Source organism: Citrobacter sp. Cf087 (genome assembly GCF_030334285.1).
GTDB classification, from domain to species: Bacteria; Pseudomonadota; Gammaproteobacteria; order Enterobacterales; family Enterobacteriaceae; genus Citrobacter; species Citrobacter freundii.
The window spans coordinates 1-24,307 of record NZ_JAOWED010000032.1 but is presented as its reverse complement, the minus strand read 5'-3'; the positions used below and the strand labels follow the sequence as shown (position 1 = coordinate 24,307).

The 24,307-nt window shown below is 53.0% G+C and carries 25 protein-coding genes and 2 pseudogenes; 19 read left to right on the top strand and 8 right to left on the bottom strand.

Annotated features, from left to right (window positions below; all coding sequences use genetic code 11):
• From pabA to OGV57_RS23865, 3 genes and pseudogenes are all read left to right on the top strand, one after another.
• Positions 1 to 564 (top strand): aminodeoxychorismate synthase component 2, encoded by a 564-nt coding sequence (gene pabA / locus OGV57_RS21710; protein WP_046671296.1) that lies wholly within the window; start codon positions 1 to 3, stop codon positions 562 to 564.
• Positions 565 to 649: 85 nt separating this feature from the next.
• Positions 650 to 1,867 (top strand): bifunctional acetylornithine/succinyldiaminopimelate transaminase, encoded by a 1,218-nt coding sequence (gene argD / locus OGV57_RS21705; protein ID WP_054528849.1) that lies wholly within the window; start codon positions 650 to 652, stop codon positions 1,865 to 1,867.
• A gap of 4 nt (positions 1,868 to 1,871) precedes the next feature.
• Positions 1,872 to 1,970 (top strand): annotated as a pseudogene (locus tag OGV57_RS23865) (hypothetical protein); the annotation flags it as partial.
• On the opposite strand, the gene OGV57_RS21700 reads toward OGV57_RS23865, so the two are convergent.
• Together OGV57_RS21700 and crp are read right to left on the bottom strand one after the other, a co-directional pair.
• Complete coding sequence (locus tag OGV57_RS21700; protein ID WP_054528848.1) at positions 1,963 to 4,050, bottom strand: YccS/YhfK family putative transporter; 2,088 nt, start codon at positions 4,048 to 4,050, stop codon at positions 1,963 to 1,965. The pseudogene OGV57_RS23865 and the gene OGV57_RS21700 overlap by 8 nt on opposite strands.
• A gap of 51 nt (positions 4,051 to 4,101) precedes the next feature.
• Complete coding sequence (gene crp, locus OGV57_RS21695; RefSeq protein WP_000242758.1) at positions 4,102 to 4,734, bottom strand: cAMP-activated global transcriptional regulator CRP; 633 nt, start codon at positions 4,732 to 4,734, stop codon at positions 4,102 to 4,104.
• A gap of 306 nt (positions 4,735 to 5,040) precedes the next feature.
• Here crp and OGV57_RS21690 point away from each other — a divergent pair, with 306 nt between their 5' ends.
• Positions 5,041 to 5,445, top strand: a complete 405-nt coding sequence (locus OGV57_RS21690) for an OsmC family protein (RefSeq protein WP_003023611.1) — start codon at positions 5,041 to 5,043, stop codon at positions 5,443 to 5,445.
• A 98-nt stretch (positions 5,446 to 5,543) separates the two neighbouring features.
• Here OGV57_RS21690 and OGV57_RS21685 read toward each other — a convergent pair whose 3' ends face one another.
• The 4 genes and pseudogenes from OGV57_RS21685 to OGV57_RS21670 all read right to left on the bottom strand — a co-directional run bounded on the left by OGV57_RS21685 (position 5,544) and on the right by OGV57_RS21670 (position 8,505).
• The gene (locus OGV57_RS21685; protein WP_003827751.1) at positions 5,544 to 6,413 is read right to left on the bottom strand and encodes a phosphoribulokinase; all 870 of its coding nucleotides are present in this window, start codon (positions 6,411 to 6,413) and stop codon (positions 5,544 to 5,546) included.
• Positions 6,414 to 6,466: 53 nt separating this feature from the next.
• A complete protein-coding gene (locus OGV57_RS21680; protein WP_003023615.1) occupies positions 6,467 to 6,685 on the bottom strand; it encodes a YheU family protein in 219 nt (72 codons plus the stop codon).
• Positions 6,682 to 7,750, bottom strand: a pseudogene (locus OGV57_RS21675) (hydrolase). The gene OGV57_RS21680 and the pseudogene OGV57_RS21675 overlap by 4 nt, the downstream one beginning before the upstream one ends.
• A gap of 35 nt (positions 7,751 to 7,785) precedes the next feature.
• Positions 7,786 to 8,505, bottom strand: a complete 720-nt coding sequence (locus OGV57_RS21670; protein WP_054528846.1) for an NUDIX hydrolase — start codon at positions 8,503 to 8,505, stop codon at positions 7,786 to 7,788.
• Positions 8,506 to 8,696: 191 nt separating this feature from the next.
• On the opposite strand from OGV57_RS21670, the gene prs reads away from it, so the two are divergent.
• Complete coding sequence (gene prs / locus OGV57_RS21665; RefSeq protein WP_003023622.1) at positions 8,697 to 9,557, top strand: ribose-phosphate diphosphokinase; 861 nt, start codon at positions 8,697 to 8,699, stop codon at positions 9,555 to 9,557.
• A 14-nt stretch (positions 9,558 to 9,571) separates the two neighbouring features.
• Complete coding sequence (locus OGV57_RS21660; protein WP_054528845.1) at positions 9,572 to 11,062, top strand: nicotinate phosphoribosyltransferase; 1,491 nt, start codon at positions 9,572 to 9,574, stop codon at positions 11,060 to 11,062.
• 109 nt (positions 11,063 to 11,171) lie between these two features.
• Here the strand turns inward: OGV57_RS21660 and OGV57_RS21655 are convergent, their stop codons facing one another.
• The gene (locus OGV57_RS21655; RefSeq protein WP_044701446.1) at positions 11,172 to 13,073 is read right to left on the bottom strand and encodes an ABC transporter ATP-binding protein; all 1,902 of its coding nucleotides are present in this window, start codon (positions 13,071 to 13,073) and stop codon (positions 11,172 to 11,174) included.
• A gap of 132 nt (positions 13,074 to 13,205) precedes the next feature.
• Here OGV57_RS21655 and kefG point away from each other — a divergent pair, with 132 nt between their 5' ends.
• The 4 genes from kefG (at position 13,206) to slyD (ending at position 16,466) form a co-directional block, all read left to right on the top strand.
• Positions 13,206 to 13,757, top strand: a complete 552-nt coding sequence (kefG, locus tag OGV57_RS21650; protein ID WP_003023629.1) for a glutathione-regulated potassium-efflux system ancillary protein KefG — start codon at positions 13,206 to 13,208, stop codon at positions 13,755 to 13,757.
• Positions 13,757 to 15,562: a glutathione-regulated potassium-efflux system protein KefB gene (gene kefB / locus OGV57_RS21645; RefSeq protein ID WP_032937277.1), complete on the top strand. Its 1,806-nt coding sequence runs from the start codon at positions 13,757 to 13,759 to the stop codon at positions 15,560 to 15,562. Before kefG ends, kefB begins: the two co-directional genes overlap by 1 nt.
• 9 nt (positions 15,563 to 15,571) lie before the next feature.
• Positions 15,572 to 15,772, top strand: a complete 201-nt coding sequence (locus tag OGV57_RS21640) for a YheV family putative zinc ribbon protein (protein WP_054528844.1) — start codon at positions 15,572 to 15,574, stop codon at positions 15,770 to 15,772.
• Between the two features lie 94 nt (positions 15,773 to 15,866).
• Entirely contained in the window at positions 15,867 to 16,466 is a 600-nt protein-coding gene (gene slyD, locus OGV57_RS21635; RefSeq protein WP_054528843.1) for a peptidylprolyl isomerase, read from the top strand.
• Between the two features lie 198 nt (positions 16,467 to 16,664).
• Here the strand turns inward: slyD and OGV57_RS21630 are convergent, their stop codons facing one another.
• Positions 16,665 to 16,883, bottom strand: a complete 219-nt coding sequence (locus OGV57_RS21630; protein ID WP_003023639.1) for a protein SlyX — start codon at positions 16,881 to 16,883, stop codon at positions 16,665 to 16,667.
• Between the two features lie 232 nt (positions 16,884 to 17,115).
• On the opposite strand from OGV57_RS21630, the gene fkpA reads away from it, so the two are divergent.
• The 9 genes from fkpA to tuf form a co-directional block, all read left to right on the top strand.
• Positions 17,116 to 17,934, top strand: coding sequence for an FKBP-type peptidyl-prolyl cis-trans isomerase (gene fkpA, locus OGV57_RS21625; RefSeq protein ID WP_003023641.1), 819 nt, complete (start codon positions 17,116 to 17,118; stop codon positions 17,932 to 17,934).
• A gap of 167 nt (positions 17,935 to 18,101) precedes the next feature.
• Complete coding sequence (locus OGV57_RS21620) at positions 18,102 to 18,824, top strand: helix-turn-helix transcriptional regulator (protein WP_003023643.1); 723 nt, start codon at positions 18,102 to 18,104, stop codon at positions 18,822 to 18,824.
• Positions 18,824 to 19,210 carry a sulfurtransferase complex subunit TusD gene (gene tusD, locus OGV57_RS21615; RefSeq protein ID WP_054528842.1) on the top strand — a complete coding sequence of 129 codons (387 nt, stop codon included), beginning with the start codon at positions 18,824 to 18,826 and terminating at the stop codon, positions 19,208 to 19,210. The genes OGV57_RS21620 and tusD overlap by 1 nt, the downstream gene beginning before the upstream one ends.
• A complete protein-coding gene (gene tusC, locus OGV57_RS21610) occupies positions 19,210 to 19,569 on the top strand; it encodes a sulfurtransferase complex subunit TusC (RefSeq protein WP_003837966.1) in 360 nt (119 codons plus the stop codon). Before tusD ends, tusC begins: the two co-directional genes overlap by 1 nt.
• A 7-nt stretch (positions 19,570 to 19,576) precedes the next feature.
• The gene (gene tusB / locus OGV57_RS21605) at positions 19,577 to 19,864 is read left to right on the top strand and encodes a sulfurtransferase complex subunit TusB (protein ID WP_003023651.1); all 288 of its coding nucleotides are present in this window, start codon (positions 19,577 to 19,579) and stop codon (positions 19,862 to 19,864) included.
• Positions 19,865 to 19,989: 125 nt separating this feature from the next.
• Positions 19,990 to 20,364 carry a 30S ribosomal protein S12 gene (rpsL, locus tag OGV57_RS21600; RefSeq protein ID WP_286531714.1) on the top strand — a complete coding sequence of 125 codons (375 nt, stop codon included), beginning with the start codon at positions 19,990 to 19,992 and terminating at the stop codon, positions 20,362 to 20,364.
• A gap of 95 nt (positions 20,365 to 20,459) precedes the next feature.
• Positions 20,460 to 20,930, top strand: a complete 471-nt coding sequence (gene rpsG, locus OGV57_RS21595) for a 30S ribosomal protein S7 (protein WP_003023657.1) — start codon at positions 20,460 to 20,462, stop codon at positions 20,928 to 20,930.
• A gap of 96 nt (positions 20,931 to 21,026) precedes the next feature.
• Positions 21,027 to 23,141 carry an elongation factor G gene (fusA, locus tag OGV57_RS21590; RefSeq protein ID WP_003023659.1) on the top strand — a complete coding sequence of 705 codons (2,115 nt, stop codon included), beginning with the start codon at positions 21,027 to 21,029 and terminating at the stop codon, positions 23,139 to 23,141.
• A gap of 69 nt (positions 23,142 to 23,210) precedes the next feature.
• A partial coding sequence (gene tuf, locus OGV57_RS21585) for an elongation factor Tu (RefSeq protein ID WP_118262821.1) occupies positions 23,211 to 24,307 on the top strand: 1,097 nt, incomplete at its 3' end.

Sequence of the window (24,307 nt, the reverse complement as noted above, 5' to 3'; positions counted from 1 at the left end):
ATGATCCTGCTTATCGATAACTATGACTCTTTCACCTGGAACCTGTACCAATACTTCTGCGAACTGGGGGCTGATGTCCTTGTCAGGCGCAACGACGAGCTGACGCTGGCGCAAATTGACGCGCTGAGCCCGCAAAAAATCGTCATTTCCCCGGGACCCTGTACGCCGGATGACGCCGGTATTTCGCTGGAGGTTATTCGCTATTTCGCAGGGAAGATCCCTCTGCTGGGCGTTTGTCTGGGGCACCAGGCGATGGCGCAGGCCTTTGGCGCGACCGTGGTTCGGGCGGCGAAAGTGATGCATGGTAAAACGTCGCCGATTACGCATAACGGGCAGGGCGTTTTTCAGGGGCTCGCCAATCCATTAACGGTAACGCGCTATCATTCTCTGGTGGTCGCTCCCGAAACCCTTCCTGACTGCTTTGAGGTGACCGCCTGGAGTGAAACGCAGGAGATCATGGGTATTCGCCACCGGGAGTGGGATATGGAAGGGGTGCAGTTTCACCCGGAGAGCATTCTCAGCGAACAGGGGCATCAGCTGCTGGCTAATTTCCTCAACCGGTGATTTGTGGTTGCTATTCAGTGATTTTTTATTCATATTTTGTGATTATAATTTCACTAGCATTTCTGCTTAACAGGGTGGTAATGACATGGCAACTGAACAAACTGCAATTACACGCGCGACATTCGATGAAGTGATTCTGCCGATTTATGCACCGGCTGAGTTTATCCCGGTAAAAGGGAAAGGGAGTCGAGTATGGGATCAACAGGGTAAAGAGTATGTTGATTTCGCGGGCGGCATTGCAGTTACCGCGTTAGGGCATTGCCATCCTGCACTGGTTGAGGCGTTAAAAACCCAGGGTGAAACCCTGTGGCATACCAGCAACGTTTTCACCAACGAACCTGCGTTGCGCTTAGGCCGTAAAATCATTGAGGCAACATTCGCCGAACGCGTACTGTTCATGAACTCCGGTACCGAAGCTAACGAAACCGCCTTTAAGCTGGCGCGCCACTATGCCTGCGTGCGTCATAGCCCGTTCAAAACCAAAATCATTGCCTTCCATAACGCGTTTCACGGCCGCTCGCTGTTTACCGTATCCGTCGGCGGGCAGCCGAAATATTCCGACGGCTTTGGACCAAAGCCGGCAGATATCATCCATGTCCCGTTTAACGATCTGCATGCGGTCAAAGCGGTGATGGACGATCACACCTGCGCGGTGGTGATCGAGCCTATTCAGGGCGAGGGTGGCGTTACTGCGGCAACGCCGGCATTCCTGCAAGGCTTGCGTGAGCTCTGTGATCAGCACCAGGCGCTGTTGGTATTTGATGAAGTACAGAGCGGGATGGGGCGTACTGGCTCACTGTTTGCCTATATGCACTACGGCGTGACGCCTGATATCCTCACCAGCGCCAAGGCGCTCGGTGGCGGTTTCCCGGTGAGCGCGGTGCTGACCACCCAGGAGATTGCCTCCGCGTTCCACGTGGGTTCACACGGCTCCACATACGGCGGTAACCCGCTGGCCTGCGCGGTTGCGGGAGCTGCGTTTGATATCATCAACACGCCGGAAGTGCTGGAAGGTATTCAGGCCAAACGCCAGGCGTTTGTTCAGCATTTGCAGAAAATTGACCAGCAGTTTGACATTTTCAGCGACATTCGCGGTATGGGACTGCTGATTGGCGCCGAACTGAAGCCGCAATTTAAAGGCCGGGCGCGTGATTTCTTGTACGCCGCGGCGAATGAAGGCGTGATGGTATTGAACGCCGGACCGGACGTGATGCGTTTCGCGCCGTCGCTGGTGGTGGAGCAGACTGATATCGATGAAGGGATGCAGCGCTTCGCGCAGGCCGTGGCGAAAGTGATGGGTTGACGGATTGCCGGATGGCGCTACGCTTATCCGGCCTACGAATCACACCTTACTCTGTAGGCCGGATAAGGCGTTTACGCCGCCATCCGGCAACTCTCTTAACCTTTCATGTCCCGCAACCGGCGGCTCAGCCAGATCCCATGGTGCGGTCGCTGACGCCATGCTACCGACGAAATGGTATGCATGGTGTTCAGATGCCCTAAAACCCGCTGCAGATGCTGCTCAAGGGTGCTTAAAGGCCCATGGGACAGCATCTCTGGCGCTTCGAGAATATTCACATCGCCGGAGCTTCCGGGACCGTCATATTCTAGCCGCTGCTGACAGCGCTGGATCGCAATTTCACAGGACTCCAGATACCGCTGCGCCAAATCCGGCGTCAGCATCGTATGTTCCCTTGCCAGCGTAGTCATTGCGTTGATGTGTTCGACGATGAACTGGCTATGCGTAACCCACAGTTTCATGTCCGCCAGGTAGTGCGAGTTGAACCCTGGCTCCTGCATCGCCTGGTTCAGCGAGTTGAACAGCGTGTTATGCGCCTGGTTGACCCGCATGCGTTGATACGCCAGCGGTGTGGCCTGGGGATCGTGGCTAAGAATCAGGCGAATGGCCTCCTGATCGGCTTCTAACGCATCGTGGGCGTTTTTACGCAGTAAACCGCTCTGCCACTGCGGCCACAGCCAGAGCATCCCGCCAAAAGCGATCAGGCAGCCAGTGACCGTATCGATAAACCGCGGCACGATAAACTGTTCCCCGTTCAGTGTCAGCAGTTGCAGGGTATATACCGCGGTGACGGTAAAGCCGACGGTAGCCCAGCCGTAGTTTTTGCGGATGGTCAGATAACTCACCAGGGTTATCAGTAGCATGCCTGCCAGCGTGTAACCTTCCTGAATATGAAAGTGCAGCGTGACGCCGGCGATCACCAGACCGACGAGCGTCCCTACTGAACGGTGTAAGATACGTACCCGGGTTGCCCCGTAGCCATTTTGCGTGACAAACAGGATTGTCATCAAAATCCAATAGGGTTTTGGCAGGTGTAAGGCGCTGCCCATCAGGCTGGCAATGCTCAACATGACGCTGATGCGTCCGGCATTACGCAGCGCAGGAGATTTCAACGACAAATAGCTTTTCAGGGCAGGGATCAGCGGCAGCCGACGCTGCTTGTCAGCCATTAAATCACGGGCATACAGTGGTCGCTGGGTGCGTAGCACACGGGCAATACGGCTGAAGTGCCAGTAGCAAAATTGACCTACCGGATTGTCCGGATGCTGGTTGGCGATTTTCTCCAGCGTGCCAATCTGCTTTTCCATTGAGAAACGGGTCGGTAAGCGGTGATACAAAATATCATCGGCCAGTACGCGAAGGCGTTCGGCGACAGTGCGCGCGTTCCAGCGAATCACTTGTTCGGCGTGGCTACGTTCGACCAGCTTTTGCACCTCTTCCGGCTGGTGGAGGCTAACGGAAATATGTTCCTGTAAATCGAGCGCCTCCTGAAAGGCACGTAGCAGGCGCTTATAATCGTTGTTGCGATGCGCCGACAACATATGCATTTGCTGATAGCACTGGGTAATTAAATCCACCGCTTTTTGCTGGCGCACCAGCAGGGGAGGCAGCGCTTTTTCTGGATCGGCATGCTGGGTCAGCATGCTGTACTTGGCCTCACAGTAATCGGCTAATTCGCGGTACAACAAGCTGAGCGACTCACGCAGCGGCTGCTCGCGCCACATCCAGAACCAGAACCAGTTGAACAGACCGTACCACAATGTGCCCAGCGCGTAGATTAGCAGCGGCTCCCAGACGGGCATGTTACCTGCCAGACTGAGTGTGAAAATTGCCGCGATAAGCGAGGCAGGTAGTAGTCGCGCATGCAGAGGGCCTAATTCTGCGGTTACACCAAGAATCAGCGTCAGGCCGGTGAGGATCAGCGGTAGCGGTATAGTCTGTGCCAGCAGTAATTGCATGATCAGACTGCATCCGGCAAACAAAGACGCGCCAATCACTAAGCGTTTGAAAAAGCGCTTATGCGGGGTATCAAGACCGGCAATATTGCAGCAGGCAGGGACGAGGGAAAAGAGGAGCCCCAGATGAAGCTGACCGATGATCAGACCGACGGCCACAGGTAAACATAGCACCAGCGTTTGTCGTAGTGCGTAGTTGATCTCTGGGTGGTATATCAGTCTTCGCCACATCGGAGCAAACAAAAGTGGCGCATTACGGGGTAACGCGCCACTTCGATGGGGTTAACGTGTGCCGTAGACGACGATGGTCTTACCGTGTGCGGAGATCAGGTTCTGATCTTCCAGCATCTTCAGAATACGACCGACGGTCTCACGGGAGCAGCCAACGATCTGGCCGATTTCCTGACGGGTGATTTTAATCTGCATGCCGTCCGGGTGGGTCATCGCATCAGGCTGTTTCGCCAGATTCAGCAGAGTCTGCGCGATACGACCGGTAACGTCGAGGAAGGCAAGGTTGCCCACTTTTTCAGACGTGACCTGCAGACGGCGAGCCATCTGAGAGGACAGGCGCATCAGAATATCTGGATTGACCTGGATTAATTGGCGAAATTTTTTGTAGGAAATTTCAGCGACTTCACATGCAGTTTTAGCACGGACCCAGGCGCTGCGTTCCTGACCTTCTTCGAAGAGGCCTAATTCACCAATAAAATCGCCCTGATTCAGATAAGAAAGGATCATTTCTTTCCCTTCTTCATCTTTGATCAGCACTGCCACTGAGCCTTTAACGATGTAGTACAACGTTTCCGCTTTTTCACCCTGGTGAATCAGCGTGCTCTTCGATGGGTACTTATGTATATGGCAATGAGACAAGAACCATTCGAGAGTCGGGTCTGTTTGCGGTTTGCCAAGCACCATGCGCGGTTATCCTCTGTTATAAGCTGTCTCCAGAGTCAAAAAACATCCTGTCTCTGGGTTTGCAAAAATGTGCTTCCCGCTACCTGGGAAGGGGGCTGTCAATACGTGCGACGGCCTGTAATGTGATGTCCTCTGCATACATGCAGTACGTCAATGTATTACTGTAGCATCCCGACTGTTTTAGCATAGCTTTCGCCGTGTGTCTCCTGGTGTCTCGCTTCAGCATGACGCAGGTCGCCTTCCGTTGCGAGATTTGTTGTGTGCGCGTAATCTGTCAGGAAAATTGATGCATCGGAGTAATAAAATATGCAAGCACGTGTTAAGTGGGTTGAAGGGCTGACCTTCCTCGGTGAGTCCGCTTCTGGCCACCAGATTTTGATGGACGGTAACTCCGGTGATAAAGCGCCGAGCCCGATGGAAATGGTCTTAATGGCTGCGGGTGGTTGCAGCGCAATTGATGTGGTGTCGATCCTGCAAAAGGGTCGTCAGGATGTGACCAACTGCGAAGTGAAGCTGACCTCCGAGCGTCGTGATGAAGCGCCGCGCCTGTTTACCCATATCAACCTGCATTTCATCGTAACGGGTAACGATCTGAAAGATGCTTCCGTCGCACGTGCGGTCGATCTTTCGGCGGAAAAATACTGCTCCGTGGCGCTGATGCTGGAAAAGGCGGTGAACATTACCCACTCCTATGAAGTGGTTGCCGCGTAATTGCTGATGCCGGATGGCGGCGTTGCCTTATCCGGCCTACAGGGTGATGTTGAGTCGTAGGCCCGATAAGCGAAGCGCCATCGGGCGCTTTCCACATATCACTCTATCTTTTTGCCTTCCATCAGTCGCTGCACCAGCGGCAGCATAATCAATTCCATCGCCAGACCCATTTTTCCGCCCGGTACGACCAACGTATTGATATGAGAAATGAATGAGCCCTGCAGCATGGCCAGTAGCCACGGGAAGTCGATCCCTTCCAGATTACGAAAATGAATCACGACAAAGCTTTCATCGAGTGACGGAATGCTCTTGGCGGCAAAGGGATTAGAGGTATCGACGGTTGGTACGCGTTGGAAGTTGATATGCGTACGGGAAAACTGTGGTGTGATGTAATTGATGTAATCGTCCATTGAGCGCACCACCGAGTCCATCACCGCTTCACGCGAGTGTCCACGCTCGCTGGTATCGCGGGTCAGCTTCTGGATCCACTCCAGGTTCACGATCGGCACCACGCCAACCAGCAGATCGACATGCCGGGCCACATTTTGCTGAGGGGTGACAACGCCGCCGTGAAGTCCCTCATAGAACAGGACATCCGTCGGTTCAGGCAGCGGCTGCCAGGGCGTAAATGTCCCCGGAACCTGATTCCACGGTACGGCCTCATCGTAGGTGTGCAGGTATTTACGCGACTGACCTTTGCCCGTCTGGCCGTATTCAATGAAGGTTTGCTCCAGCAGACCGAAGTCGTTAGCTTCGGGGCCGAAATAGCTGATATGCCGCCCGGCATCGCGTGCTTTGCGAATCGCCATGTCCATTTCCGGACGGGTATAGCGGTGAAAACTGTCACCTTCCACCTCGGCGGCGCGCAGGTTTAACTGCGCGAAAATTTTACGAAACGCGAGGCTGGTGGTGGTGGTCCCCGCGCCGCTGGATCCTGTTACCGCAATCACCGGATGTTTGGCAGACATAACAACTCCATGAAATGGTTGTAATTATAGTAAAGTCGGCCGGCGGCTACGGATTACTCGTGAATCTGCTTCCTCGGCATAATGTTGACCGTTTCATGCAGTTCGGACCACACCAGCACGGCTTCACCTGATTGTAGTTGGCGTTTGACGTCGGCGACTTTTTGTTCGAGCGAGCGTTCATGTTCACCGTAATCGGTGCCTTCACGCAAGACAAAGCTTTCAATCAGATTGTCCAGCGCGTCCGGAGAGATATCTTGCCATGGGATAATCATGATGACGCCTCCAGATACGTTGTCAGCCAGTCCGGGATTCTTGATTCCAGCCACATCTCAGGACGGCGCACTGTGCCACCAATAAATCCGACGTGGCCGCCATGTTCAGTCAGCTGATATTCCACCTGCGAAGGCAGATTTTCCGGTTTCGGGATCACGTGATGATCCATAAACGGATCGTCTTTAGCATGGATAATCAGCGTTGGTTTGGCGATCCGATTGAGCAACGGCATGGCGCTGCACTGGCGGTAATAGTCTATAGCATCGGCGAAACCGTGGATTTTGGCGGTGATCAGATCGTCAAAATCGCGAATGCGGCGCAAAGATTTCAACTGGGCCAGGCTTACCGGCAGCGAACCGGGATACGCCTCAAGCTTACGCGAGGCGTTGGCTTTCAATAAATTGAGCAGGTAGCGCTGATAGACACGGGAAAAGCCCTTGTCCATATGGTAGCTACAGGCTTCGAGCACGAAAGGCGCAGAAACGATAACCGCTGCATCTATCGGAATATCGTTGCCTTCTTTTGCCAGCAGACAAGCCAGCATGTTTCCACCGAGTGAATAACCTACCGCGGCGGTCGGTGCGTGACCGAACTCACGATCCAGCCAGTGTAAAAACCAGGTGCCATCTTCTGTTTCACCGGAGTGATAAATACGGTTCAAACGATTGGGCTCACCACTGCAACCGCGAAAATGCATTACCACGCCCAGCCAGCCGCGCTTTTGTGCTGCTTCAATCAGGCCATGTGCGTAGGGGCTGTTCAGACTACCTTCCAGACCGTGAAAAACCACCAGGCGCGGTTTGTGTTTCGCCTGTTGTGGATCTTCACTCCACGCCAGATCGACGAAATCACCGTCGGGCAATTCCAGACGCTGCCAGTGGGCGTCGAACTTCACCTTACGGCGAATTAATCGCGGCAGCATCGTCTGCAGATGGCGGTTACTGATACCGCGCATCGGGCGGAATTCTCGCGAATCGTCGGTAGGTGGGGTCATTTCTGTGGACGTGATTTCAACCATAACACCGGAGCAATTAATAATCGGAAAGAATAACTATACCGCGCACAGCGCGTGCGGGTTAGCCAATATGTGATTTTGTCGCTAGTCAGTCAGCAGGTTACGCGAGAAAAAATGAAAATCGACGTTAGGTTTACGTCGCCACAGACGGGCTTTACGCGTCCCTGTCGCCACGCTTTCTCCAGTATCTTCAAACATTCCTGACGCTTCAAAGCGACGAATCAGACTTTTACGCTGGATCGACTGACCGAGGATCACCTCAGTGGCTTCGAGTAGTTGCCCATGGGTAAATGTTTCCGGCAAGCAGTACACTGGCAGGAGCGAGTACATCGTTTTTTGCCGCAAGCGATGCAGCGCCGCTGTAATGATTTTCTCGTGATCAAACGCGAGTGAATAGTTTTTCAACTCATCAACCGGCACCCAACGGGCATTGCTGACGCTGGCGATATGGGGCGAGCAGTCTACCCAGGCGATTAGTGCAAACCAGGTGACCGTCAGGCTCCAGCCGCGCGGGTCACGATCAGGCCCGGAAAAGGTATCCATTTGTTCCAGCCACGAAGGCGAAACACCCGTTTTTTCAGTGAGCTTGCGCAGCGCGGTGGCACGGGTTGAATCATCGTTTTCGATATCAATAAAGCCGCCGGGTAATCCCCAACGTCCTTTTTGCGGCTGCTTTGCCCGCTCGACCAGTAATACGCACAGCGCCTGCTGATGCAGGGTAAATAACGCACTATCTACCGTCACCAGAGGTGAAGGGAAGCGGCTGGCGTCGTACTGATTCAGGTAGTCGGCTTCGGTGGTCATAAGGTACTCACGATGATTTGTAACGCTGATAAGTGTACCAGCCCGGCACCGGGGGGCAAGGTTCGTTTTTTCTCATTATTTATCAGTAGATTAACTAACAGCTTAAAAATAATTCATTTTCTGCTTGCTTAATATGTGTCTTAGAGACATTATTAATTGTGTCGAAGGGACACAATTAAGGGGTGAGCGCGATGAACATAAAATTGACACTAACTTTGGACGACCAGGTCTATGCCGTTGCCAGCGGTGTTTTTCCTGATGGTGCTGTCTGGTTAAAAGTCACCGATGCGTTGCCAACCTTTGCTCGCCTGATGCGCATCCGTGCCACGGCTATGCGCGATATGAACGATTTTATGCTGCTGGCGCAACTGGTTGAGGCGGTCCGTCATCAGACCGATGTTCTGGTCAGCCATCTCGACCTTCCCTGGCTGCCGTGGGCGCGTCAGGACAGACATATGGTATCGGGTGACAGCTTTGCGCTGAAAGTCTTCGCCAGTCAGCTCAATACGTTGAAATTTGACAAGGTCAACGTGCTCGACCCGCACAGTGACGCGGCGGCGGCTGCAATCGACAACTTTGTGGCGATCCCCCAGGAGGTTTGCCTGATGCAAAGCGCGTCATTATCGCGGCTGTTTCAGCAAAACGCGCTGATGTTGGTTGCTCCCGATGCAGGATCGCTGAAGAAGATTGATGCCGTAGCCAGAGCGGCCGGTGTGGAGCAGTACGCCATCCTGAGCAAAAAACGTGATGTGGCAAGCGGCAGCCTGACGGGATTTGCGTTATTGGCCGGAGACGTCAGGGGGAGGGATCTGCTGATTGTCGACGACCTGTGTGATGCTGGCGGCACCTTCATAGGTTCTGCGCAGGTGCTACGTGATGCCGGTGCCCGCAGCGTTAGCCTGTACGTCACCCACGGGATCTTTTCTAAGGGCGTTGAACACCTGTTTGCTAACGGTATTGACGCCATCTACACCACCACTTCTTTAGCTGCCCCGACGCTGGAACATCCGCAGCTTGAACTTATCGATATTGACGCGATTTACCGCGCCTGAGAGAGAGACTGATTATGAAAATGAATCCAATTTTAGCTATCGACGGCTACAAAGTGTCTCACCGCGTTCAGTATCCGCAGGGCACCCGTCGCGTATATTCCAACTTTACCCCACGCAGCGATCGCTTTTTCTCCTCGCCGTTGGCGGATGGCAAACTGGTATTTTTCGGCCTGCAGGGGTTTATGCAGTGGTTTTTAGTCGACCTGTTTAATGAGGCGTTCTTTGCCCGCCCGGAAGATGAGGTTGTGAGTGAATACAAACAGGTCATGGATAGCTATCTCGGCAAAGATGCGGTGGCGGTGGACCATATTCGTGCATTGCATCAGTTGGGCTATCTGCCGCTGCATATCAAGGCGCTGGATGAAGGTAGCAAAGTTCCAATGACTGTGCCGGTTTTAACCATTATCAACACCAAACCCGAATTTTTCTGGCTGGTGAATTACCTGGAGACCGTCCTGTCGGCGGAATTGTGGAAAGCGTCGACAAACGCCACGATTGCTCACCATTACCGTAAAATCTGCGCACGCTGGGCACAGAAAACCTGTAGCGACCTGACGCATCTTGACTTCCAGTGCCATGACTTTTCATTTCGCGGTATGTCCGGATTACAGGACACCATGCAGGCGGGCAGTGGGCATTTGTTGAGCTTTAAAGGGACCGACAGTATTCCATCTCTGTTGTACGCCCGCGATTACTACACCGACGGCGAGCCCTATTTTATCGGCGCCAGCATTCCAGCTACTGAACACAGCGTGATGTGTATGGGCGAGCGCGAGCATGAGATTGAAACCTTCCGCCGCCTGATTGCCGATCTCTACCCGCAAGGATTTGTATCGATAGTATCTGATACCTGGGACTACTGGCAGGTGCTGACGGAATTTACTCGCGAACTGAAGAGCATCATTCTGGCGCGTGAAGGTCGTGTGGTATTCCGTCCGGATAGCGGCAACCCGGTAGAGATTCTGTGCGGTACTGGCGAAGATAACGATACAAGCAGCGATCGTACCGCTCAGGAGAAAGGGTCCGTGGAAGTGCTGTGGGAGATTTTTGGCGGTACGATTAACGCCAAAGGTTACAAGGTGCTCGACCCACATGTTGGACTGATTTATGGCGACTCCATCACCCTTGAGCGGGCGAATGAGATCCTGCGTCGTCTGGAAGCGAAAGGATTTGCCAGTTCAAACGTCGTGTTTGGCGTCGGTTCCTTTACCTATCAGTACAACACGCGTGACACCTTCGGTTTTGCGATGAAAGCGACGTGGGGAGAAGTCGACGGCAAAGGCCGGACGATTTTCAAAGAGCCGAAAACCGATAATGGCCTGAAGCGTTCAGCCCGTGGTCTGCTTCGCGTCACGCGTGATGAGCAAGGGGAACTGCGTCTGCATGATGAACAAACCTGGAAACAAGAGCAGGAAGGGGAGCTGAAAACTCGTTTTCTCAACGGCAAGCTGTTTAACCGCGAGCATTTCGAAGAAATCCGCCAGCGTCTGGCGATGCAACGCTAAGCTGGGCTTTTGCCGGATGGCGGCTTTGCCTTATCCGGCCTACGGGCAGCAGGCCGCACGCTTTATGTAGGCCGGATCAGACGCGCCAGCGTCGCCATCCGGCAAAACCTTACTCACCCAACATCTGCTCAAGTTGTTCCTGAGCGTCCAGCCAGGCCATTTCACACTCTTCCAGCCCGGATTTCGCACTGGCCTGCTGCTGCAGACAAGCGGTGAGTTCGGCTTTGCGGCTTTGGTCGTACAGTTCGCTGTCGCCGAGTTTCTCTTCCGCCTGAGCTAACTGCGCGTGCAGTTTCTCCATCTCTTTTTCCAGACGGATGATCTCTTTGCGCAGCGGTTGCGTCAGAGTGCGCAGTTCCGCTTCACGACGCTTCTGGTCTTTACGTGCCTGGGCGCTGTTAACGCTCTCTTTCGCTGGTTCGTCGCTCTGATTTTCCTGTTTCTGGACATCGCTCAGCCACTGCTGATAATCCTCCAGATCGCCATCAAACGGCTCGACTTTCTTGTCGTGTACCAGATAGAGGTCGTCGGTGGTGGAGCGGATCAGGTGACGGTCGTGCGAGACGACAACCAGCGCGCCTTCAAAATCGATCAGCGCTTCGGTCAGCGCCTGACGCATATCTAAGTCCAGGTGGTTGGTCGGTTCATCGAGCAGCAGCAGGTTCGGGCGCTGCCAGACGATCAATGCAAGCACCAGACGCGCTTTTTCGCCACCGGAGAAGCGGCGAGTCTCTTCGCTGACTTTATCGCCCTGGAAGCCGAATCCACCCAGGTAGTCTCGCAGTTTCTGCTCCAGCTCCTGCGGCGCCATGCGCGCCAGATGTTGAATTGGTGATTCATCAGCGCGTAAAAACTCCAGCTGGTGCTGCGCGAAGTAGCCCAGCTTGATGCCTTTCGCCAGGCCAATCTCGCCGCTGATGGGGGCCAGTTCGCCGGCCAGCAGCTTAATCAGCGTCGATTTACCCGCGCCGTTGCGACCGAGCAGACCGATGCGGGAACCCGGCACCAGGTTCAGTTTGATCGAATCGAGAATGACGCGATCGCCGTAGCCAGCGCTGACCTTTTCCATCTTCAGCAGCGGGTTTGGCAGGCTTTCCGGTTCACGGAAGCTGAAGTGGAACGGGTTGTCCACGTGCGCTGGGGCAATCAGCTCCATGCGTTCCAGCATTTTGATACGACTCTGCGCCTGTTTTGCTTTCGTTGCTTTAGCGCGGAAACGATCGATATAGCTTTGCAGATGTGCCACGCGCTCCTGCTGGCTTTCGTACATGGCCTGTTGCTGCGCGAGGCGGGTCGCACGCTGGATTTCAAACGCGCTGTAGTTGCCGGTGTACTCGAACATGGTTTGCTGTTCGATATGAATAATTTTATCCACCACCGGATCGAGGAAGTCGCGGTCGTGGGAGATCAAGATCAGCGTGCCCTGATAGCTTTTCAGCCATCTTTCCAGCCAGATCACCGCGTCGAGATCGAGGTGGTTGGTAGGTTCATCGAGCAGTAGTAGGTCTGAACGGCAAATCAGCGCCTGGGCCAGGTTGAGGCGCATACGCCAGCCACCGGAGAAGTCGCTGACCGGCCGTTCAAGCTGTTCGTTGGAGAAACCGAGGCCATGCAGCAGGCTGGCGGCGCGTGAACGCACGGTCCAGGCGTCGATGGCATCCAGCTTGCCATGGACAGTGGCAATGGCATGTCCATCGTTACGTTCGTTGGCGTCGTTCAACTGCGCTTCCAGTTGACGATATTCGCGGTCACCGTCAATGACGTACTCCAGCGCGGGCTGTGGCAACGCAGGCGTTTCCTGATTCACCCACGCGAGCTGCCAGTTTCCCGGATAGGTAAATCCTCCAGCGTCGGCGCTGAGTTCATTTTTCAGCAATGCCAGCAGGGTAGATTTACCGCAGCCATTTTTACCTACCAGGCCAACCTTCTGCCCTGGATTAATGGTGGCCGTGGCATTGTCCAGCAAGACGCGCACGCCGCGACGAATTTGTAACGATGAGAAAACAATCATAAGGCGCCGTATGTTCAGACTATGTTAATTTATCATTATGATAATGTAATGTGCGGGCCGTTTGCCGCACCGAGGCGCAATGGTAGCCCAAAACGTCGAAAATAGACAAAAGACAAAACCGGGAGGGGGATGATGTTCCAGCCAGCGAAAGTCTTGCTGCTGTATGCCCATCCGGAATCTCAGGACTCGGTCGCGAACCGTGTTCTGCTTAAACCGGCCATGCAGCTCAGCAATGTTACCGTGCACGACCTTTACGCGCACTATCCTGATTTTTTTATCGATATTCCGCATGAACAGGCGCTGCTGCGTGAGCATGATGTGATCGTTTTTCAGCATCCGCTTTACACCTATAGCTGTCCGGCGCTGTTAAAGGAGTGGCTTGACCGCGTACTGAGCCGCGGATTTGCCAGCGGTCCCGGAGGGAATCAACTGGCGGGAAAGTACTGGCGTAGCGTTATCACTACCGGAGAACCGGAAAGTGCCTACCGCTATGACGCGCTAAACCGTTATCCAATGAGCGATGTGCTGCGCCCTTTCGAGCTGACGGCCGGTATGTGCCGCATGCACTGGATGAGCCCTATTATCGTTTACTGGGCCAGAAGGCAAACGAAGCAGGAGCTGGACAGCCATGCGAAAGCGTATGGTGACTGGCTGGCGAATCCGATCCCTGTGGGAGGCCGCTGATGGAAGGTTCAGATTTGTTGACAGCCGGAGTGTTGTTTCTCTTCGCGGCGGTGGCGGCGGTACCGTTGGCGTCCAGGTTGGGTATCGGTCCGGTGTTGGGTTACTTGCTGGCGGGTATTGCCATCGGCCCGTGGGGATTAGGGTTCATCAGCGATGTGGATGAAATCCTGCACTTTTCCGAGCTGGGCGTGGTTTTTCTGATGTTCATCATTGGGTTGGAACTTAATCCGGCCAAGCTGTGGCAACTGCGGCGTTCAATTTTTGGCGTCGGCGCCGCGCAGGTGATGCTGAGCGCGGTGGTGCTGGCCGGATTATTGATACTCACTGCGTTCTCCTGGCAGGCGGCAGTGGTTGGGGGCATTGGTCTGGCGATGTCATCGACCGCGATGGCGCTGCAGTTGATGCGCGAAAAAGGCATGAACCGCAGTGAATCCGGGCAGTTGGGTTTTTCGGTGCTGCTGTTTCAGGATCTGGCGGTGATCCCTGCGCTGGCGCTGGTTCCGCTGCTGGCGGGGTCTGCTGACGAACATTTTGACTGGATTAAAGTGGGAATGAAGGTGCTGGCCTTTGCCGGCATGCTGATTGGCGGGCGCTATTTGCTGCGTCCGGTTTTCCGCTTCATTGCGGATTCTGGCGTGCGGGAAGTGTTCACCGCTGCCACGCTGCTATTGGTGCTGGGTTCTGCTTTATTTATGGATGCGCTGGGGCTGTCGATGGCGCTGGGAACGTTTATCGCGGGTGTGCTGCTGGCGGAAAGTGAATACCGACATGAGCTGGAAACGGCAATCGATCCGTTCAAGGGACTGTTGCTCGGGCTGTTTTTTATCTCCGTTGGCATGTCGCTCAATCTCGGCGTGCTCTACACCCATATTCTGTGGGTGGCAGCGAGCGTGATCGTGCTGGTGGTCGTTAAAATGCTGGTGCTGTATGTACTGGCGCGTCTTAACGGCATGAGAAGCTCTGAACGGATGCAATTTGCCGGGGTTTTAAGTCAGGGCGGTGAATTCGCTTTCGTGCTGTTTTCAACGGCATCCTCGCAACGGCTGTTTCAGGGCGACCAAATGGCGTTGCTGCTGGTGACCGTCACGCTGTCGATGATGACCACGCCGCTGGTGATGAAGCTGATTGATAAATGGCTCTCCCGCCAGTTTAACGGCACGGATGAGGAAGACGAAAAACCCTGGGTGGAAGATGATAAACCGCAGGTGATTGTGGTGGGGTTTGGGCGTTTTGGTCAGGTTATTGGTCGCCTGTTGATGGCCAATAAAATGCGTATTACCGTCCTGGAGCGAGATATCAGCGCGGTGAATCTGATGCGCAAATATGGCTATAAGGTCTACTACGGTGACGCCACTCAGGTGGAACTGTTGCGCTCCGCAGGAGCAGAGGCGGCACAGTCTATTGTTATTACCTGTAATGAGCCTGAAGACACAATGAAACTGGTGGAACTGTGCCAACAGTATTTTCCGCATTTGCATATTCTTGCGCGAGCGCGCGGACGTGTAGAGGCGCATGAGTTATTACAGGCCGGTGTGACGCAGTTTTCCCGCGAAACGTTCTCCAGTGCGCTGGAGTTGGGGCGTAAAACGCTGGTTACACTGGGGATGCATCCGCACCAGGCCCAGCGTGCTCAGCTGCATTTTCGTCGGCTGGATATGCGCATGCTGCGGGAACTGATCCCCATGCATACAGATACGGTACAAATCTCTCGAGCAAGGGAAGCACGGCGCGAGCTGGAGGAAATTTTCCAACGAGAGATGCAGCAAGAGCGACGTCAGCTGGATGGCTGGGATGAATTTGAGTAGAGGATAATCATGGCAATTCGTAAACGTTTTATCGCAGGCGCAAAATGTCCGTCCTGCCAGTCGCAGGATACGCTGGCGATGTGGCGTGAAAATAATATCGATATTGTTGAGTGTGTTAAGTGCGGTCATCAGATGCGGGAAGCCGATAAAGAGGCGCGCGAGCACGTTCGCAATGAAGAGCAAGTGATCGGGATTTTTCATCCGGACTAGCGATATGGCGCAGCTTTTTTTAAGCTAGAGGGTACACGGGTGCAGAATTCCGCTACAATCTGCGCCACTATTCTTTCCATGCTCAGGAGATATCATGAAAGTAGCAAAGGACCTGGTGGTCAGCCTGGCCTATCAGGTACGTACAGAAGACGGTGTGTTGGTTGATGAGTCTCCGGTGAGTGCACCGCTGGACTACCTGCATGGTCACGGTTCCCTGATTTCTGGCCTGGAAACAGCGCTGGACGGTCATGAAGTTGGCGACAAATTCGATGTTGCTGTTGGCGCAAACGACGCATACGGTCAGTACGACGAAAACCTGGTGCAGCGCGTTCCTAAAGACGTCTTTATGGGCGTTGACGAACTGCAGGTTGGCATGCGTTTCCTGGCTGAAACTGACCAGGGTCCAGTACCGGTAGAAATTACCGAAGTGGAAGACGACCACGTTGTGGTTGACGGTAACCACATGCTGGCTGGCCAGAATCTGAAATTCAACGTAGAAGTTGTTGCTATCCGCGAAGCGACCGAAGAAGAACTGGCTCACGGCCACGTTCACGGTGCGCACGGTCACGACCACGATCATGACCACGGTCATGACGGTTGCTGCGGTGGACACGACCATGGTCACGAGCACGGCGGCGAAGGCTGCTGCGGCGGTGGCGGTAAAGGTAACGGCGGCGGCTGCGGTTGCCACTAATACCCTTCGTCTTTCAACCCACAGCGGTGTTGGCTGCGCTTTCGAATCCTGGTCACATAGTTATCTATGCTCCCAGGACTTCCTCAAGCTTGCCGCCTTGCTGTGATTTGAAATCCTTTGGGTATATGTGAGTAGATCCGATAAGCGTTAGCGCTTTCGGACACAAAAAAAGCGGGGATATCCCCGCTTTTTTACGTCTCAATAATGTGGCGGAGGGGTCTCTTCAGATTGCGACGCGATGTGGGACGGTTGCGTTGCTTTGAGCTTTTCCGTCAGCAGACGCAGATGGTCGCGCAGTTTGGCCATTTCCAGTTCATGCGCGGTCACCGTCACGTTGAGCTCTTCAATGGTTATCTCCTGAAATGCCAGGCGACTTTCCAGTTCAGCCAGGCGAGTTTCCATTGTTGTATCCTGCATGATTCACCTCTTTCTTTTTTCTCCGGCAGATCGCGGACTGCGGCGAATTCTACTTAACTTTGCCTGTTTGCACAGCACTCAATCTTCGGTAACGAAACTAATTTAAACAAAAAGAGTCTGAAAAGTGGTGATAATAGGGCGTGCCTGTATGTTGATTTGTTCTGCAACGCTTTATAGTACATTTTTATGTTAGTTAACCCTGGGGTGAGATGCCCCGGCCCTGGAGATATGGATGAAATCACTGTTTAAAGTAACGCTGCTGGCGACCACAATGGCTGTTGCTCTGCATGCCCCGATCACCTTCGCTGCTGATGCTGCGAAACCAGCCGCTACTGCTGACAGCAAAGCAGCATTCAAGAATGACGACCAAAAAGCCGCTTACGCGCTGGGCGCGTCCCTGGGTCGTTATATGGAAAACTCTCTGAAAGAGCAGGAAAAGCTGGGCATCAAACTGGATAAAGATCAGCTGATCGCTGGTGTTCAGGATGCGTTTGCAGACAAGAGCAAACTGTCTGACCAGGAAATCGAACAAACTCTGCAGGCGTTTGAAGCGCGCGTGAAGAGCTCCGCTCAGGCAAAAATGGAAAAAGACGCGGCTGACAACGAAGCCAAAGGTAAAGTTTACCGCGAGAAATTTGCTAAAGAGAAAGGCGTTAAAACCTCGGCTACTGGCCTGGTCTACAAAGTAGAGAAAGAAGGTACCGGCGCTGCACCGAAAGACAGCGATACCGTGGTTGTTAACTACAAAGGTACGCTGATCGATGGTAAAGAGTTTGATAACTCTTATACCCGTGGTGAGCCGCTCTCTTTCCGTCTTGACGGCGTGATCCCGGGTTGGACTGAAGGCCTGAAAAACATCAAGAAAGGCGGCAAAATCCAGCTGGTTATCCCACCGGATCTGGCTTACGGCAAAACGGGCGTTCCGGGCATTCCGGCCAACTCTACGCTGGTCTTTGATGTTGAACTGTTAGACATCAAACCGGCACCGAAAGCTGACGCGCAGCCAGATGCTGCACCGGCAGATAAAGCTGCAGACAGCAGCAAAAAATAAGCTAACAGAAACCGCCGCCCACAGGGCGGCGGTTTTTTATTATCGACAGGATATAATTAATACTGGAAAGCGCCTTGTGCGCTGTATTACTTTAGATGCCCCTATAATAGTGATGAGCCTGCCCTGACAACATAACGACAGGCTCCTGAAAAGGAGTGCTTTTTTTCATGTCCAGGTCGCTTTTAACCAACGAAACCAGTGAGCTAGATTTGCTGGATCAACGTCCTTTCGATCAAACCGACTTCGATATCCTCAAATCCTACGAAGCGGTAGTGGACGGGTTGGCGATGCTCATTGGTTCCCATTGTGAAATCGTATTGCACTCTTTGCAGGATTTGAAATGCTCGGCCATCCGCATTGCTAACGGTGAACACACGGGCCGTAAAATTGGCTCACCGATTACCGACCTTGCGTTGCGTATGCTGCATGATATGACGGGTGCGGATAGCAGCGTGTCGAAGTGTTACTTCACACGTGCGAAAAGCGGTGTCTTGATGAAGTCGGTGACGATTGCCATTCGCAACCGTGAGCATCGCGTGATTGGTCTGCTGTGCATCAACATGAACCTTGATGTCCCTTTCTCGCAGATAATGAATACCTTTATCCCACCGGAAACCCCGGAAGTGGGCTCTGCCGTCAACTTTGCTTCTTCGGTGGAAGATCTGGTTACCCAGACGCTGGAATTCACAATCGAAGAAGTGAATGCCGATCGTAATGTTTCCAACAACGCGAAGAACCGCCAGATCGTCCTGAATTTGTATGAGAAAGGCATCTTCGATATTAAAGATGCCATCAACCAGGTCGCCGATCGGCTGAACATCTCCAAACATACGGTCTACCTCTATATTCGTCAGTTCAAAAGTGGCGATTTCCAGGGGCAAGATAAGTAATGCGTTTTGCCATCATGGTGACGGGGCCAGCCTACGGCACGCAGCAGGCGAGCAGCGCGTTGCAATTTGCTCATGCGCTACTCAAAGAAGGGCATGAGCTAAGCAGCGTCTTTTTCTATCGTGAAGGTGTGTATAACGCCAACCTACTCACTTCGCCTGCCAGTGATGAATACGATCTGGTACGGGCCTGGCAACAGCTGAACCAACAGCATGGTGTAACACTGAATATTTGCGTGGCTGCGGCGTTGCGACGCGGCGTGGTTGATGAGACTGAGGCAAAGCGGCTGGGGCTGGCAGGATCTAATTTACAATCAGGTTTTAACCTCAGCGGGCTTGGATCGCTGGCTGAGGCTTCCCTGACCTGCGATCGCGTGGTGCAATTCTGATGAAACGTGTTGCTTTTGTCTTTTCTACCGTGCCGCACGGCAGCGCATCTGGCCGTGAAGGGTTAGATGCATTGCTGGCGACCTCTGCATTAACGGAAGACCTCGGCGTGTTTTTTATCGGTGATGGCGTCTTTCAAATCCTTCAGGGACAGCAACCGGATGCCGTGCTGGCGCGAGACTATATCGCGACCTTCAAGCTGTTAGGGTTGTACGATATCGATCAATGTTGGCTCTGCGCTGCCTCATTACGCGAGCGGGGCCTTCAGCAGGGGAGTAATTTTGTGATCGATGCGACAGCGCTTGAACCGGAAGATTTACGCCGTGAGTTAGGCAACTATGACGTCATTTTAAGGTTTTGAGACTCTCATGCTGCACACACTACATCGCTCCGCGTGGCTTACCGATTTCTCCTCTCTTCTTCGTCTGATTGATAAAGACGATGAACTTTTATTGCTCCAGGATGGCGTGACGGCAGCAATCGAAGGAAGCCGTTTCCTTGAAAGTCTGCAAAATGCCTCCATTAAGGTCTATGTACTGGAAGAAGACATTAAGGCTCGCGGGTTGAGCGGTCAAATTTCAGACAGTGTCGTCAGGGTTAGCTATACTGACTTCGTCAGACTTACGGTGAAGCATCCCAGCCAGATGTCCTGGTAATTGTGGGATCGTTGTATATTTCTTGACACCTTTTCGACACCGACCTAAAATTCTGCGTCCTCATATTGTATGAGGTCGTTTTATTACGTGTTTACGAAGCAAAAGCTAAAACCAGGAGCTATTTAATGGCAACAGTTAACCAGCTGGTACGCAAACCACGTGCACGCAAAGTTGCAAAAAGCAACGTGCCTGCGCTGGAAGCATGCCCGCAGAAACGTGGCGTATGTACTCGTGTATATACTACCACTCCTAAAAAACCGAACTCCGCACTGCGTAAAGTTTGCCGTGTTCGTCTGACTAACGGTTTTGAAGTGACTTCCTACATCGGTGGTGAAAGTCACAACCTGCAGGAGCACTCCGTGATCCTGATCCGTGGCGGTCGTGTAAAAGACCTCCCGGGTGTTCGTTACCACACCGTTCGTGGTGCGCTTGACTGCTCCGGCGTTAAAGACCGTAAGCAATCACGCTCCAAGTATGGCGTGAAACGTCCTAAGGCTTAATGGTTCTCCGTTAAGTAAGGCCAAACGTTTTATATTAATGTCAAACTAAACTCTTAGAGTTTTGGACAATCCTGAATTAACAACGGAGTATTTCCATGCCACGTCGTCGCGTCATTGGTCAGCGTAAAATTCTGCCGGATCCGAAGTTCGGATCAGAACTGCTGGCTAAATTTGTAAATATCCTGATGGTAGATGGTAAAAAATCTACTGCCGAAACTATCGTATACAGCGCGCTGGAGACCCTGGCTCAGCGTTCTGGTAAAAACGAACTGGAAGCTTTCGAAGTAGCTCTCGAAAACGTGCGCCCGACTGTCGAAGTTAAGTCTCGCCGCGTTGGTGGTTCTACTTATCAGGTACCAGTTGAAGTCCGTCCGGTCCGTCGTAATGCTCTGGCAATGCGTTGGATCGTTGAAGCTGCTCGTAAACGCGGTGATAAATCCATGGCTCTGCGCCTGGCGAACGAACTTTCTGATGCTGCAGAAAACAAAGGTACTGCAGTTAAGAAACGTGAAGACGTTCACCGTATGGCAGAAGCCAACAAGGCGTTCGCACACTACCGTTGGTAATCCCTTCGGAGTTTTAGTCACCAGGCGGGCGCTTCTAGTAAGCAGCCCGCTTTGGGCTACTTAAATTGAACGCCTAAAAGATAAACGAGGAATCAAATGGCTCGTACAACACCCATCGCGCGCTACCGTAACATCGGTATCAGTGCGCACATCGACGCCGGTAAAACCACTACTACCGAACGTATTCTGTTCTACACCGGTGTAAACCATAAAATCGGTGAAGTTCATGACGGCGCAGCCACCATGGACTGGATGGAGCAGGAGCAGGAACGTGGTATTACTATCACCTCCGCAGCGACTACTGCATTCTGGTCTGGTATGGCTAAGCAGTATGAACCGCATCGCGTAAACATCATCGACACCCCGGGGCACGTTGACTTCACTATCGAAGTAGAACGTTCCATGCGTGTGCTTGATGGTGCAGTAATGGTTTACTGCGCAGTTGGTGGTGTTCAGCCTCAGTCTGAAACCGTATGGCGTCAGGCAAACAAATATAAAGTTCCGCGCATTGCGTTCGTTAACAAAATGGACCGTATGGGTGCGAACTTCCTGAAAGTTGTTGGTCAGATCAAAACCCGTCTGGGCGCGAACCCTGTTCCGCTGCAGCTGGCAATTGGCGCTGAAGAAGCGTTCACCGGTGTTGTTGACCTGGTGAAAATGAAAGCCATCAACTGGAACGAAGAAGATGCAGGCGTAACCTTCACTTATGAAGATATCCCGGCTGACATGCAGGAACTGGCTGAAGAATGGCACCAGAACCTGATCGAGTCCGCTGCAGAAGCTTCAGAAGAGCTGATGGAGAAATACCTGGGTGGTGAAGAACTGACTGAAGAAGAGATCAAAAAAGCTCTGCGTCAGCGTGTTCTGAACAACGAAATCATCCTGGTAACCTGTGGTTCTGCGTTCAAGAACAAAGGTGTTCAGGCGATGCTGGATGCGGTAATTGATTACCTGCCATCCCCAGTAGACGTACCTGCGATCAACGGTATTCTGGACGACGGTAAAGATACTCCTGCTGAGCGTCATGCTAGCGATGACGAGCCGTTTGCTGCTCTGGCATTCAAAATCGCTACCGACCCGTTCGTGGGTAACCTGACCTTCTTCCGCGTGTACTCTGGTGTGGTTAACTCCGGTGACACCATCCTGAACTCCGTGAAAACTGCACGTGAACGTTTCGGCCGTATCGTACAGATGCACGCTAACAAACGTGAAGAGATCAAAGAAGTTCGCGCGGGCGATATCGCTGCTGCTATCGGTCTGAAAGACGTGACCACTGGTGACACTCTGTGTGACCCGGATCACCCGATCATTCTGGAACGTATGGAATTCCCTGAGCCGGTAATTTCCATCGCGGTAGAACCGAAAACCAAAGCTGACCAGGAAAAAATGGGTCTGGCTCTGGGCCGTCTGGCTAAAGAAGACCCGTCATTCCGCGTATGGACTGACGAAGAATCTAACCAGACCATTATCGCTGGTATGGGTGAGCTGCACCTCGACATCATCGTTGACCGTATGAAGCGTGAATTCAACGTTGAAGCGAACGTCGGTAAACCTCAGGTTGCTTACCGTGAAGCGATTCGCGCGAAAGTTACCGATATCGAAGGTAAACACGCTAAGCAGTCTGGTGGTCGCGGTCAGTACGGTCATGTTGTTATCGACATGTACCCGCTGGAGCCGGGTTCAAACCCGAAAGGCTACGAGTTCATCAACGACATCAAAGGTGGTGTAATTCCTGGCGAATACATCCCGGCCGTTGATAAAGGCATCCAGGAACAGCTGAAATCTGGCCCGCTGGCTGGTTACCCGGTTGTTGATCTGGGCGTGCGTCTGCACTTCGGTTCTTACCATGACGTTGACTCCTCTGAGCTGGCGTTTAAACTGGCCGCTTCTATCGCCTTCAAAGATGGCTTTAAGAAAGCGAAACCAGTTCTGCTTGAGCCTATCATGAAGGTTGAAGTAGAGACTCCGGAAGAGAACACCGGTGACGTAATCGGTGACTTGAGCCGCCGTCGTGGTATGCTTCGTGGTCAGGAATCCAACGTCACTGGCGTTGTTATCCATGCTGAAGTTCCGCTGTCTGAAATGTTCGGATATGCAACCCAGCTGCGTTCTCTGACCAAAGGCCGTGCTTCTTACTCCATGGAGTTCCTGAAGTACGACGATGCGCCGAACAACGTTGCTCAGGCCGTTATTGAAGCCCGTGGTAAATAATCCACAGGATTAAAACCTAAGTCCCGTGCTCTCTCCATAGGGGAGAGCACTATAGTAAGGAATATAGCCGTGTCTAAAGAAAAATTTGAACGTACAAAACCGCACGTTAACGTCGGCACCATCGGCCACGTTGACCACGGTAAAACTACCCTGACCGCTGCAATCACTACCGTACTGGCTAAAACCTACGGCGGTGCTGCTCGTGCATTCGACCAGATCGATAACGCGCCGGAAGAAAAAGCTCGTGGTATCACCATCAACACTTCTCACGTTGAATATGACACCCCGACTCGCCACTACGCACACGTAGACTGCCCGGGCCACGCCGACTATGTTAAAAACATGATCACCGGTGCTGCGCAGATGGACGGCGCGATCCTGGTTGTTGCTGCGACTGACGGCCCGATGCCGCAGACTCGTGAGCACATCCTGCTGGGTCGTCAGGTAGGCGTTCCGTACATCATCGTGTTCCTGAACAAATGCGACATGGTTGATGACGAAGAGCTGCTGGAACTGGTAGAAATGGAAGTTCGTGAACTTCTGTCTCAGTACGATTTCCCGGGCGACGACACTCCGATCGTTCGTGGTTCTGCTCTGAAAGCGCTGGAAGGCGAAGCAGAGTGGGAAGCGAAAATCATCGAACTGGCTGGCTTCCTGGATTCTTACATCCCAGAACCAGAGCGTGCGATTGACAAGCCGTTCCTGCTGCCTATCGAAGACGTATTCTCCATCTCCGGTCGTGGTACCGTTGTTACCGGTCGTGTAGAGCGCGGTATCATCAAAGTTGGTGAAGAAGTTGAAATCGTTGGTATCAAAGAGACTGCTAAGTCTACCTGTACTGGCGTTGAAATGTTCCGCAAACTGCTGGACGAAGGCCGTGCTGGTGAGAACGTTGGTGTTCTGCTGCGTGGTATCAAACGTGAAGAAATCGAACGTGGTCAGGTACTGGCTAAGCCGGGCTCTATCAAGCCGCACACCAAGTTCGAATCTGAAGTGTACATTCTGTCCAAAGACGAAGGCGGCCGTCATACTCCGTTCTTCAAAGGCTACCGTCCGCAGTTCTACTTCCGTACTACTGACGTGACTGGTACCATCGAACTGCCGGAAGGCGTAGAGATGGTAATGCCGGGCGACAACATCAAAATGGTTGTTACCCTGATCCACCC